Raw genomic sequence first — 13,148 nt, 5'->3', positions numbered from 1 at the left:
GTTTCTATATTTATTTTAGCTAAATTATAGAAAAACAGATACATACCTTCCAACGAATTAACAAATGGTTTGAAAATTCTCCATATTTCTGTAAAGAAATTGCCTTTAAATCTCCCTATTTTATTGGATAAAAAAACAAAAAACCGGCACTTACCGGTTCAGATTGTCGATAAAGGGTATTATTATCCCTGCTAAAGGGCCTGTTGATTTTCGCTTCGGGCACTCGCTTTCCGCGGGGAGGTCCTGGAGCCTCCTCGGCGCTTTGGCGCCTCCGGGGTCTCCAGTGACCTCTATATCCCGCAGGAGTCGAGTGCCCTCCGCTCCAATCAACAGGGAGGCAAATCAACCTAAGTATTGCAACACACATTTTCCATCCTATGGAACTTATAAGCCTAAAATCCAACGGTAAGGCAATGTTCGTTTTTTTCTCGTTCTAGTTGACTTTCGGAACAAATACCAAAAAAATACCCATTTAACATCATTTAAAAGTGAATGTGGGATTAGATGAGGGTCCATTGTCCTTGATATAAAAAGGATGAACTTTTTTCACATCTGGAACAAATTCATCAATAGAAACAAATTCATTTTCATTTTGGCTAAACTCTTTTGGCTAAACATAAAACACCACTTATTTTATTGAAGTTGAAGGGCTTTTATTGAAACACCTGTTGATTGGCGCGGAAGGCACGAAGACTCCTGCGGGAGTACGGGGCAGGGGAGACCCCACAGGCGCTTAAGCGCCGAGGAGGCTCCCCGTACCGCCCGCGGAAAGCGAAGTGCCTGGAGCGCCAATCAACAGACTTGTTGAAAAGCTTTGAAATAATATTATTATAACGAATTAACGCTGTTAATTGTTAAAGTACGTGGATAAATAAAAGGCTATCGATGGTTTTTCGACAGCCTGAACCGGCACTTGCCGGTTATTCGTTTTTGGTGATATTTTTTTCTGAAAGGGTGTTAAGAGCAGTCCATGCCGTTTGGTCAGCGAAAAGTCTTGACCAGCTTCCGACACCGGCTAATTGATATTTCACTGCCATCTCAGCCCGCTTCTTTAAAGACATTTCATCTTCAATCCAAATTTTATAATTGGCCTTCTCTGTTTCATCATAGTATTCCGCATAATTTTGCCCGCTTTCCTCATCATAGGAAGGCTGCAATCCTCGTTCGGTCAGCCATGCCTTCACCTTCTCCATAGAAAGCGCCTGAGCAAAGACCTCTTTCGTACCATCAGCTTTCATTTGTTCTTTCCATAGCCGGGCGTACAATGGAACCCCTAATATAAGTTTCTCCTTCGGCACCTCCGTCAGCAGGTTTTGCAAATTGCGCTCAACCCATGGAAGACTGGCCACACTGCCAGGGCCGGTAGCTGCGGTATGTTCATCATAAGCCATGATCATTAAATAATCCGCAATGTCAGCAAGCTTTGGCCTTTCATAGAAAGAGGACCAATTGTTATTCTCACCGGCAGAAAATGTAATATCCATCGATACAGTTAATCCCGCTTCATGCAAATATGGGGCTGCCTCCCTTATTAATTGTGTAACCAGTGGCCCGTCCTCAGGATTCACATTTTCGATATCAAAATTGATACCCTGCAGCTGATACATTTGGCTAAAATAAAGCAACTGCCGAATGATCTTCTGTCGGGTTTCAAAATCCTTGAAAGCTTTGTTTGTCAATACCGGGTCAAAGGAATTAGAAAACAATCCCCACACATGGATTCCCTTCGCCTGAGCCCACATGCTGTATTCCAATGATGCTAGGTTTTTGATGGAACCATCTTCTCCCGCCAATGAGAACCAAGTTGGAGAAACCACATTGATTCCAGCCATTTCAGGAATCGCGGCGGCATTTGGATTCTTTGTATAAACGGCTTCCCATGTCAAATGGATTGGCCCGGTTATTTTCGGCAGTTGAAATGATTTACTTTCACGGACAATCGAAATTTTCACGGATTCCTCTTTTTTAACATACTCTTTTTTGATATAGCCGCCGATACCGTCAGCCTTCCTGACAAGATAAAAATCTTCCTTTTCTCCCTCGATTGAAACAGCTTCCTTTTGGTTCACTTCTGCAGTATAAGGGGATTGCCACGAAGCTTTTGTCCGAAGCCTGAGCTTTTCCTCGTTGATATCTTTATCTATAATTCTTCCAGTTTGATATGTTTCCCCGTCTTGCTGAATCCAAATGGCACCGGTTTGTGGAAGCCTATGATACTGAATTGGGTAAAAAGCAAGAATGGAGTCAAGAGCCAGATAGATATCGCCTTCCATCGATTTGATAGGCGAAAGCTGTAAAGAAACAGGCTTTTCGTTGACAAAATACGTTAACGAATCGGTCGGCATTTGCACGACTTTATCTTTAGTAGTAATAATGACGGATTTCGATTTTTCATCGTAGGTAATGGAGTGGTCCATACTTTCTTTTAAAAAATGGAATGGAACATAGATATTGTTCCCTTCAATTAAAGCATTGCCTTGCTGTTCCCCTTTAAATAAAATAGGGCTGCTTCCATTAAAATAGACCTTTTTCTCTTCTGATGCAAAAGGATAAAAAAATAAAAAAATCGAGGAAATAATCAGGAAAATGCTTCCTGCCAATCCTCCCAGCAGCCATTTTGGTGAAATTGGCTTACTTTTTTGATATTCTATTCGAGCCATAAATATTGTTCCTCCCCAGATACTATCGTACGGTATGACATTTGAAATGGAAAGACATTTTTATAGGAGTTTTGACTCATAAACTATTTAAGAGATAGTGTTTTTTCAAAATAACATGGTAAAATAGAAGAACTGGATTCTTTTTTTGGAGGAGAAATAGTTAATGATTCAAATTATCGTTGTTCTAATCCTTGCTTACCTGCTCGGCTCCATACCCTCTGGCTTAATTGTCGGGAAAGTTTTTTATAAAACCGATATTCGCCAGCATGGAAGTGGCAATTTAGGGGGAACCAATACATTTCGAACACTTGGAGTGAAAGCGGGATTAGCCGTTACCATTGCTGACATTTTAAAAGGGACCCTAGCAGCAGCACTGCCCTATCTGATTCATGTTGATATGAACCCACTGATTCCAGGAGTACTGGCTGTTATTGGACATACATACCCCATCTTTGCGGGGTTCCGGGGTGGTAAAGCGGTTGCTACATCTGGCGGCGTCATTTTGTTCAGTGCCCCAATCTTGTTCGTGACTCTGGTAGCAGCTTTCTTTATAAGTCTTTACATTAGCAAATATGTTTCTTTATCATCAATGATCGCTGGAATTATCGGTATTATATATGTCATTACCATGGGGTTCGTACAAAAATGGGACATTCCTTTACTTATCGTAATCACCCTGTTGGCATCATTCGTCATTTACCGGCACCGTGCTAATATTCGTAGAATCGTGAATAAGACAGAACCGAAAATAAAGTGGCTGTAAAGGAACCTCATTGGTTCCTTTTAAATTTTCATATAAATTTCATATTCCTTCCATTCAGTAATTAATTTTATAAAGTAAAATAAAAATAGGAAGATAGCTTACTGACTGGAGGGAAACAAGATGAAAAAAACTGCCCAGGACTATATTTACAATAGTGTTGTTTCCGATAGTAATGACGTAAACGAGTTTATAATTGAATTTTTATCTAGGGAAACGAGTGAAGGTTCTCCCGTCAAGGTCACAAGAAATTTTGAAGAATTAATCGAGTTCTTTGAGGAAATGGAAGATTAAATAAGAAGCGGAGCCCGTTTTAGGGCCCCGCCTTTTTTTCCTAACGCATAAATTCAACTACGCCTCATGAACCGTCCTATCGGCGAGTTTTCATTTATACCTTTAACAATTGAAATTTTTTATTGCCCATTACATCTTCAACATAATCTAGCTTTGTATGATCAAAATACACAAAATCCTTTTCATGAATGATTATAATCAGATCCTCAAACTCAAAGGTGAGGTCTCCTTTAATTTTCCGCTCCTCCAGAGACAGATTTAACTTTGGCCCCCCTCAGCCAATTCCCATACTTAAACGCAGATAAAGTTCCTCATCCACCGTTTTCTTCTCGTTATTAACGGTTTTAATTAATACTCGGTACGCCGCTTCCGTTACTTTAAACAATTTAATCACATCCTCATTAAAAAAAATGTTGTCAAAATATGTTTTAATTTGCCAGATAATAATTTATAGTATTATCAAAGAATAAAAAGATACACAGAACAATTAAACCAAAATAATAATAGGAGAAGAATATGATGAAAAAATCCATTATTCCGTCCTTGTTGATTATTATTGGCTGTTCTCTCCTTGCCACTGTCCTCATGATTAAACAACAAAGCCAATCTAATCATACCGCAAAAGTTTACGCAACAACAATTCACAAGTCCCGGCCCATGGAAAACCTCCAGCATTCGTTGACACAGAAAATAACGGTTGGTGCCATCGGGGATATTCTAATTCACAGCCCTGTATATCAGGATGCCTTTAACGGGGCGAGCTATAATTTCGACCCAATGTTTGAAAATGTGAAAGCGCTTTTAGAAAAACCTGATGTGCTTACTGCCAATCAAGAAAGCGTTCTTGGCGGCACAGAACTTGGACTTTCCAGTTATCCGACCTTTAATAGTCCACACTCGGTTGCCGATGCATTAGCAATGAACGGTGTTGATATCGTCTCCAATGCAAACAATCATTCATTGGACAAGGGTGAACGCGGGATTCAGTCGGAAGCGGCTTATCTAAATGCGATTGGTCTCCCCTATGTCGGCAGCTTTGTCGATGAAAAGGATAGGGAAACATTAAGAATTATTGAGAAAAACGGGATTAAGCTGGCATTTCTCTCCTATACATACGGAACCAACGGAATTCCTGTACCAAGTGGAAAAGACTATCTAGTCAACCTGATTAACCGTGATCATATGCAAGAAGAAATTCATCGTGCCAAAGACAATGCAGATGTGGTAGTTGTAAGTATTCATTGGGGTAATGAATACCAGCGAATCCCAACCACCGACCAAAAAGATCTGGCCCGCTTTTTGGCAGGAGAAGGGGCTGATATCATCTTCGGCTCCCACCCGCATGTTCTTCAGCCGATGGAGTGGATTAATAATCCAGACGGCAGAAAAACCTTTGTAGTTTATTCTTTAGGCAATTTCATTTCCGCCCAATACGGTGATTATAAAGATATTGGCGGAATGGCCGAAGTTGAGGTTACCAAGCAGACGACGGAACAAGGAAGTACACTTGTACTTTCAAATCCTAAATTTTATCCTACATTTGTAACGAGGAATCCGAATCGAGATTATCGTGTGGTGCCGCTTGAGACAGCCGGGACGTTTGGTCTTTCGAAAGCTGAGCAAAAATATCAAGAAATCCAGCAGCATATGGTACAATGGCTCCGATAGGTCGGGGCCTTTTGTTTGAGTAAAAGGGTATGGGGGGATTTATGGTGCTGCAAAAAAATGTCATTGGCATCATTTTAGGCTTTATATTTATGATCATGACTTTTCTTTACACAAGAGGCATATTTACTCCATTTTTTGCTTGCATGATTGTATTGCTACTGTTCATTGCCTTTTTGAAGGAAGAAAGCAGAGTTTTCACGTGGGTCCTGATCACGTTTTTTCTTGGAAATCTGTTGGTCGGTTACGCTAGTCAATTCCTTGAACGTTTTCGATTGTCTGCCTTTTCTTTTGTGATGTTTAATCAACTTTTATTGCTAATCCCAATCTTCATGATTCACTATGTTTTAATTAAATTTAGGCGAAAAATGTCCATCTACTTTGGGGGGCCGTCTATTTCTTCATCCGCACAAATTTTTTATATAATTCTTTCTATCATTATTTTATTAAGCTTTCCCACCCTTTTATTTATGAACAAAATGCCCGTCAATGGGCAGTCCTTTTTATATATTCTATTGTTCTCTATTACCTATGCTGTATTGCAGGAAGTGTTGTGGAGAGGGCTTCTCCTTCCCCATTTTAGACTCACTGCAGGCAATAAAATAGGGGGCATCATGACAAGCATCGCCTTTGGCTTCAACACTTCATTATTTAGCCAAACCTTCACATTAACCATCCTGTTTATTTTAATCGGATTCCTTTTTGCTATTATTACGGTAAAAACAAAAAGTATCTATCCTTCCATCTTCATTCATGCATCGATAATCGCTCTCCTGCTGATCAGCGGGTTGATGGTGCTTCCTATATAAATGAAAACTCGCCGATTGGCGAGTCCCTTAGGACGAAGATAGAGGAGTAGTTGAATTTATACTTATTAGCAAAAAAAAGCTCACTTATTATTCAAGTGAGCCTTTTTCTTTATGTTCCCAAATATGTTCTAACTGTCCCTCTTGAATTAAAATTCCCTTTTGCCTAGGGCCGATTAAATCAAAATGAGAATAGCCATCCTTGCGGTGATGGATCCATTCCTTCTTTAACCCATATCTTTGGCCCCAGGCAGCCAGCCTATCCAAATCCTCGCAGCCAACCTTTGTGACAGTTTTATAGCCGGGGAAGCGGTCGTCAAGCCAATAATGAGTAAGAAAGGCGATTTCCCCAGAATCGATTTTTCTTTTCCATTCATTAATGTCCCGTTTTTTAATGCCAAACGCCAACCTGATTACCTCCTGGGTCTGTGATTAGTCCCGTTTCTTTATTTCCTCGTATTTCAAGTGCCATTCCGGAAATGCTTTTTTAAATGATGTCGGCCGGAAATTTTCTTTTTTCACAATAATGTGGGTCGAAGTACCTTCAGCGCATACTTCCTCATTTCCATTTATTATTGTATAGCCGTAGATTGTCTTAATTCCATCGTTATGGGCGACCCAGGTTTTTACGAATGCTTGATCGCCGTACCGTAATGGTTTTTTGTAGGTGATTTGAATATCATAAACCGGCGCATAGTAACCGGCTTCCTCCATCGATAAATAGTTATAGCCAAGGTCTTCAATTAACGCTGTCCGTCCCAATTCAAAGAACTTCAGATAATTGGCGTGATAAATTACGCCCATCATATCTGTGTCCGCATAGTACAGATGTATTTCCCTTTTAGAAATAAAATAGTTCTCCATTTCTTTCTCGTCCCCTTTATCGTATCTTTTACATGATTTTTTTCAGCGCCGCCTCTGCATCCTCCGCTTCAAGTAGCTGTGCTTTTTCCAATAGATTTTCGCTGTGTTCTATATTGACTAATCTTTTGGCCTGGGCCTGAATCATTTCATCCACCAGGTTTGCTGCCATCCGTCCGTTTCCTTTGAAAGCTTCCTTCGCAATAGACTGTATAAGCATACCTTTAGCTTTTTCTGTAAGTTTATATTGATAACTTCCAGCATAAGAAACGATAATCTCCAGCAGTTCCTCAGGTGAATAATCAGGGAAAAAGAAAAACTTTTTAAACCTTGAACGGAGCCCCGGGTTGCTTTCCAATAATTCATTCATTTCAACAGGATAACCCGCTAAAATGACAACCAGATTATCATTATGCTTGGTCATTTCATCAACAAGCGTATCGATTACTTCTTTTCCAAAGTCTCCTGCTGTAGACCCAAGGAGGGCATAGGCTTCATCAATGAACAGGACACCGCCAAGAGCCTCCCTAATTTTCTTCTTGGACTTACCGGCCGTTTGCCCTACATATCCTGCCACAAAATCCGCTCTGCTCGTGATAATTAAGTGACCTCTTTTTAAAAAACCGCATTCCTTTAGCAATTCGGCATAGATTTCAGCTACAGTAGTTTTTCCTGTTCCCGGATTGCCGGTAAATACGGAATGCAGTTGAATGGGTACGGTTGGGAGACCATTGTTACGACGGTATTGCTGCATTTTTACAAATGAAACTAATGAACGAATTTCTTCTTTTAATGGCCCAAGACCTATCAAGGCATCAAGCTGATCCTGCGGGGACTCTTTACCTTCGGGCTGATCTAAAAGAAAATCTTCCTTTGTTAAAAGGATAAATTTCAAAATTTCATCTTCGCTCTTGTTTTCTGATCCTTTTTTAAAAATGGCATCCAACACGATATTACGAGCTGCTCTAGCATTTCCGAATGATTCGTCCACCCGCTCGAGATCAAGACGATGTTTGATTTCCACCTTTGCTTCCTCTGTTAGCAAATAGTCATTATCAGCAGCCGCCATTTCGGCGATTTGGATCAACTCTTCATTTGAATAATTTGGTAAATGAATCATATTAGATTGCGGGAAACGGCTGCGAAGTCCCATATTAGCCTCTAAAAAGCTGCGCATTTCTTCGGTATATCCTGCTAATATTACCGCAAATTTCCCGCCGTACTCCTCACTTGTCATCAAGGCAACCAAAGTGTCGATGGCTGCTTGTCCATAATCATTTCCACTTTGGCCTTCCCGCTTCAGACTATAGGCTTCGTCAATAAATAATACGCCGTCTTTTGCCCTTTCCACTGCAGCTCGGACGTTTTCTTCAGTTTGGCCGACAAAGGAGCCCACAAGCTGCGAGCGGTTGGTCTCAACCACTTTTTCCTGAGGGAGGACGCCCAGTTCATGATAGATTTTGGCAAGCAGCCGAGCGACCGTTGTTTTTCCAGTACCCGGATTCCCGGTTAAAATCATATTTAGGCTGAATTCATCCTTTATATTAAAGCCAAGCTCTTTGCGCTGTTTTTGGTATTTTAACACTTGATAAAAATCATTTACTCTTTTTTTAACCGTGGCCATACCAACCATATCATTCAGCTGATCCAACGCCTTTTTTTCAGACTGGCTTTCAGGATTACTTTCAACAAATAGCTCCTGCCATTTTACTTTAATTTTTTCGAGGTTGGCTAAATGACTTTTTAAATCCTCATAGTAGACGGAGGTATGGAAAACACCAGTAATCGATTGATCATATTCTTCGGCAGCCTTTAATAATTGGGCGGTTTCTCCAATTGCCGAGGATAATAATACATATAGCTGATGATAAGGTTCAGTCTGATCCATCCGTGATGAAGTTCCAGACTTTGATTCAAGATCGTGCAGTGCATCCTCTGCTTTGGCTAAAAAGCTTTTACATATTTCTATGTATTCCTCTGCAATTTTCTTCTTTGCAGTTCGGTTATCGGTCTCCCTTATTGGTGGAAATATGAGTGGAGCGGTGATATCCTTCATTTTTTTCCAGTCAGCTTGAAAAAGATATTCCGTTGCCTTTTTATTATCAGGATCCAACTGGAGAGCTTTTTTAAGCAATGGGACGGCTATGCTGTCTTGGTTATTACGTCCAAGTCTTGATAATGCCGCTGTGGTCAATAGGTCCGATAAGATTAAAGGATTTCTTTCTTTTTCCAAAGCAGCAATAATTGGCCCTTCATCCTTAATAGTTCCGTACTGCTGAAGTTCCATTTTCCAAATCTTTAATTGGTTCATTTCATGTTTCAATAGGATCAACTCTTCATAAGAAATTCCCTTCTATCTTAACATAACGGGCTTGATAACATAAAATTTGCGAATCAAAAAAGGACCGTCCTTGATGAACTGGTCCCTCTCTTTTTTATTCTTGGGTGTTATTTGCTTCATCCTTAATTTCTGAACGGAAAGATTCGATGCTTTCTTCTCTGCGATGATTTTTTTCTTGAATTTGCCGGCGCTGCGTATCACTGTCCGTTAGAGCCATTGATTCTTCAGCGGCCTCCATATTTTGAATCGTATTTTCAATCATGTTTTGCAGTTTCTCAACATTATCGCTGCGATCATCTGGGTTTGGTTTGTTGTTATAAGGCATGTAAACTCCTCCTAAATAATTGTTCATGTTACAGATATAGTTTGTATCGATGGCTAAAAAATATCACAGAAAAAAATTCATTAACAAAATAAAAAGACCCAGCGCAAGTTCACACCGGGTCTTGGTTTTTCTATATTTACTCGCCTTTAGTTTGCATAACCTGGGCGTGTTGGCCGGATGTATCGCCCATTTGATTACCCTTATTCGCAGTTGAACGTCTTGGCTGCGTCCCCACATGTGTTGGACGGAAGCGTTTTGTTTGATAACCTTTACCCATTCTAATCCCCCCTTACTAACATTTTGTCCAAAGAGGGCAGATGAATGAATGGTAAACTTTTTTAATTACTCAGCTTTACCGAGGCGCTTTGCTTCAATGCGCTGTTCAATTTTTTCCATTGCAGCACGGTCTTTTAAAAGTTGTGATTTATTTTCAGATACTAGTTCTGCAAAAGAACGTTTTCTTGGCTTTCTCATTTGTATCACCTTCCTTATGTCCTATTCTAACAGTTATTATCACCAATAACGGTTTAAATTATTACAACTTTTTGAAAATTTAATTCTTTATTTTTTTTATAAAAAAAAAAACGCTGGATGTTTAATCCAACGTTTATTTCAACTTGCTTGTAAATTCTTTCATTTCCTCAAGCTTCATGGAACCAACGAATTTATTTTGAATGACTCCTTTGCTATCAATAAAATATGTCGATGGAATTGATAGGACTTGATACTTTTCATTTACTGCATCCTCAGCGTCAAGCAGGATTGGGAACGTTATTTTATATTCATTCACAAATCCTTGAACATCCAATTGCGGGTCGATATTTACTGCTAGGATGGTTATATCGTCGCCTGCTTCTTTATGAAGCTGTTCCATATCAGGCATCTCTGCTTTACATGGCGGACACCAAGTCGCCCAAAAGTTCAGCATAACTTTTTTACCTTTTAAATCAGATAGCTTGACGGTTTCTCCAGTCAAAGTTTTAAGTTCAAAATCAGGTGCTTTGGCACCGATTGCCGGGCCGTTTTGAGCAGCTGCTGTCGGGCTTGCGGTTTCGGGTTTCTCTGCCTTTTTATTTACTGCTTGGACGATTGCTACGGTTAATAATGATATCAATAACACGGCAGCAATGACTTTCTTCATCATCCCGAATCTCTCCTTTATACATAATCCAATTACCCTGATTTTACACTATAAACTCAGTTGAAACAAAGCATACATATTTCGATTTTGTGACAGTTAACGGAAGAGCCCTGAAGCCGTTACCCAATTAGATTCCTTTTCTGTTTTAGCAATTCATTAAATTCTTTATCTAATAGAGGATATTTTGGATCTTGGCGGTCAATAAGTGCTAACTCCCCAAGTACTGCGGCAATTTTGTTTTCAATTACCATTAGGATTTCTTTTTGGTCCCCTTCAACTTTTTTATTCTCTTTATCAAAAAACTCCTCCGGTCCCATTTCAAATCGTTTTATTTGCTGTTCTTCAAACACCAAAAGCCGATTACAAAGTTTATTTAAAAAATAATAATCATGAGAAACTGTGATAATTGTCCCAGTAAACTCAGACAATGTTTTTTCAAGCTGTTCTCTACTGGGCAAATCCAAATGATTAGTCGGCTCATCCAGAATTAAAACATCATAGTCTTTCAATAACATATCAACAAGCTTAACCCTGGTCCGTTCACCAAGACTTAACGTTCCAATAGGTTTTGTAATGAATTGTTCCTTAAGCCCCAGATTGGCAAGCAGGGTTCTTGCTTTAAAAATGTGATCGCGGTCGGTTAATCCCAATGCTTCGATTGCTGTTTTTTCAACAGGCAAATCAGCAACATCCTGGCTTAAGTAAGTAATTCTTAATGAATCGCTCTTCCACAATTCTCCGTCGGTCCGTGAAACCAATCCCATAATAATTTTGATTAACGTTGTTTTCCCGCAGCCATTTTCGCCAAGGAGTCCAATCCGCTCTCCATAATTAATGTAAAATTGGGAATTTTGGAAAAGGTATCTGCCACCAAAAGCCATGGAAAGTTTTTTTGCCTCAATGATACGCTTCCCTCTTTTTCCGTAGCTGTCAAACTCAAATTTAACCTTTGTTTCTTCCAAAGGTTTATCTACCCTGTTTTTGCCCAGTTCACTCTGCAGTCGTTTCATTTTTGACTTTATTTGTGCGTCACGCTTCTTTGCTTTGACCCGGTGATATTCCTTAAAACCTTCCTCTTTTGTGGAGGTTCTATGCGCTTTATCCGACCAGGATTTTAATTGGTCCATTTGCTCTTCTACCCGCTCAATCTGGCGCTGCTGCACTTCGTACTGATGCTGTTGGTTCGCTCTTTTACGCTCCTTCTCCTTACGGTATTCACTATAATTTCCTTGGTAAAACTGAAGCTTTCCATCCTCCAACTCAAAAACCCGGTTAACCGTTCGGTCAAGAAAGTGTCGGTCATGTGAGATTATCAAAACAGAACCCGGGAATTTTTCTATTTCAGAAATTAACCAATTAACACCTTTAAAGTCTAGGTGGTTTGTCGGTTCATCCAAAATTAACAGGTCCGGTTTTGAAGCCCATATACTTGAAAGAACAAGTTTTAACTTTTCGCCGCCGCTTAAATGCTCCAGCATTTCATCCTGCCAATTTTGAACCTTTTTCAATCCTAACTCGCTGGCGAGCTGAAAAACCTCACGTATTTTTAAGGATTCCTGAAAATCATTTACTTCATAATCAATTGATTGAGATAGGTAGCCGATTTTCAGATCAGGTGACTTTTCTATGTGGCCCCGATCCGGCTCTTCCTTCCCCAAGATGAGATTGGCCAATGTCGTTTTGCCGCTGCCGTTGTAACCAACAAGACCGATTCTTTCACCAAATTTAATATCCAACTGGATTTCATCTAAGATTTTTCGTAAATGAAAACTCTTTTCTAATCTTTTTACACTTAAAATAACATTATTTTTGTTCATAAAAAAACTCCCTCCATGAACCTGAAGAGAGTGAAATGTCTTATTAAAAGCAACACAAAAATAAACCTTTCTAAAGGTTATTAGCATCAGCTTATAATCAGGACATAAAAAAGGACAGATTTATCCCATTCTTCAGGTTCAACATTTTTCGTTTATTCGAATCATGTTCTGAAAAATAAGATTAAAACTTCATCGGTCCTTTGTTCATTCCTTTACGATTGATTAATCCAATTTTAAGCAAGTATAAGCATAATTGTCAACAAAATTCAAAATGAGGATTTATGGATTACTTCTGGTTTTTGTTATTATCTTGTTGTACTTGATTTTGACCTTCTTGTTTATTCAAATGATCTGTTTGCTTTCTATATACATTTCTTCGATTTGGCGAATAATAATTTACATTATTGGGTCTTACTTGTTTAGATGACTTGCCACAACCACATGCCATATTACTCACTCCTCTTTCTGATATTCGTAA

Annotated in this window: 13 protein-coding genes; 4 read left to right on the top strand and 9 right to left on the bottom strand. The window is 39.4% G+C overall.

Going from position 1 to position 13,148, the window contains the following annotated elements:
- Positions 1-920: 920 nt before the first annotated feature.
- Positions 921-2,660, bottom strand: coding sequence for a glycosyl hydrolase family 18 protein (locus V5M37_RS13275; RefSeq protein ID WP_423802342.1), 1,740 nt, complete (start codon positions 2,658-2,660; stop codon positions 921-923).
- A 163-nt stretch (positions 2,661-2,823) separates the two neighbouring features.
- Here V5M37_RS13275 and plsY point away from each other — a divergent pair, with 163 nt between their 5' ends.
- From plsY to V5M37_RS13255, 4 genes are all read left to right on the top strand, one after another.
- A complete protein-coding gene (gene plsY, locus V5M37_RS13270) occupies positions 2,824-3,423 on the top strand; it encodes a glycerol-3-phosphate 1-O-acyltransferase PlsY (protein ID WP_213140086.1) in 600 nt (199 codons plus the stop codon).
- 120 nt (positions 3,424-3,543) lie between these two features.
- Positions 3,544-3,714: a hypothetical protein gene (locus V5M37_RS13265; RefSeq protein WP_423802341.1), complete on the top strand. Its 171-nt coding sequence runs from the start codon at positions 3,544-3,546 to the stop codon at positions 3,712-3,714.
- Between the two features lie 516 nt (positions 3,715-4,230).
- Entirely contained in the window at positions 4,231-5,382 is a 1,152-nt protein-coding gene (locus tag V5M37_RS13260; protein ID WP_423802340.1) for a CapA family protein, read from the top strand.
- A gap of 44 nt (positions 5,383-5,426) precedes the next feature.
- Entirely contained in the window at positions 5,427-6,188 is a 762-nt protein-coding gene (locus tag V5M37_RS13255; protein WP_423802339.1) for a CPBP family intramembrane glutamic endopeptidase, read from the top strand.
- 87 nt (positions 6,189-6,275) lie between these two features.
- Here the strand turns inward: V5M37_RS13255 and V5M37_RS13250 are convergent, their stop codons facing one another.
- The 8 genes from V5M37_RS13250 to abc-f form a co-directional block, all read right to left on the bottom strand.
- On the bottom strand, positions 6,276-6,593 hold the full coding sequence (locus tag V5M37_RS13250; RefSeq protein WP_423802338.1) for a hypothetical protein: 318 nt from the start codon (positions 6,591-6,593) through the stop codon (positions 6,276-6,278).
- 24 nt (positions 6,594-6,617) lie between these two features.
- Positions 6,618-7,049: an acyl-CoA thioesterase gene (locus tag V5M37_RS13245; RefSeq protein ID WP_423802337.1), complete on the bottom strand. Its 432-nt coding sequence runs from the start codon at positions 7,047-7,049 to the stop codon at positions 6,618-6,620.
- 28 nt (positions 7,050-7,077) lie between these two features.
- Positions 7,078-9,369 carry an AAA family ATPase gene (locus V5M37_RS13240; protein WP_423802336.1) on the bottom strand — a complete coding sequence of 764 codons (2,292 nt, stop codon included), beginning with the start codon at positions 9,367-9,369 and terminating at the stop codon, positions 7,078-7,080.
- Between the two features lie 112 nt (positions 9,370-9,481).
- On the bottom strand, positions 9,482-9,712 hold the full coding sequence (gene tlp, locus V5M37_RS13235; protein WP_423802335.1) for a small acid-soluble spore protein Tlp: 231 nt from the start codon (positions 9,710-9,712) through the stop codon (positions 9,482-9,484).
- A 136-nt stretch (positions 9,713-9,848) separates the two neighbouring features.
- On the bottom strand, positions 9,849-9,989 hold the full coding sequence (locus V5M37_RS13230; RefSeq protein WP_217034550.1) for an acid-soluble spore protein N: 141 nt from the start codon (positions 9,987-9,989) through the stop codon (positions 9,849-9,851).
- Between the two features lie 65 nt (positions 9,990-10,054).
- The gene (locus V5M37_RS13225; protein WP_066304847.1) at positions 10,055-10,186 is read right to left on the bottom strand and encodes an FbpB family small basic protein; all 132 of its coding nucleotides are present in this window, start codon (positions 10,184-10,186) and stop codon (positions 10,055-10,057) included.
- Positions 10,187-10,319: 133 nt separating this feature from the next.
- Positions 10,320-10,856 (bottom strand): peroxiredoxin family protein, encoded by a 537-nt coding sequence (locus V5M37_RS13220; RefSeq protein WP_423802334.1) that lies wholly within the window; start codon positions 10,854-10,856, stop codon positions 10,320-10,322.
- A 116-nt stretch (positions 10,857-10,972) separates the two neighbouring features.
- Positions 10,973-12,670, bottom strand: a complete 1,698-nt coding sequence (gene abc-f, locus V5M37_RS13215) for a ribosomal protection-like ABC-F family protein (protein WP_423802333.1) — start codon at positions 12,668-12,670, stop codon at positions 10,973-10,975.
- Positions 12,671-13,148: the final 478 nt, after the last annotated feature.

Origin of the sequence: Neobacillus sp. SAB-20_R2A, from assembly GCF_049568635.1 — a bacterium.
GTDB lineage: Bacteria > Bacillota > Bacilli > Bacillales > Cytobacillaceae > Neobacillus > Neobacillus citreus.
Note: the sequence above shows the minus strand (reverse complement) of the source record. Positions and strands in the feature narration are given on the sequence as shown.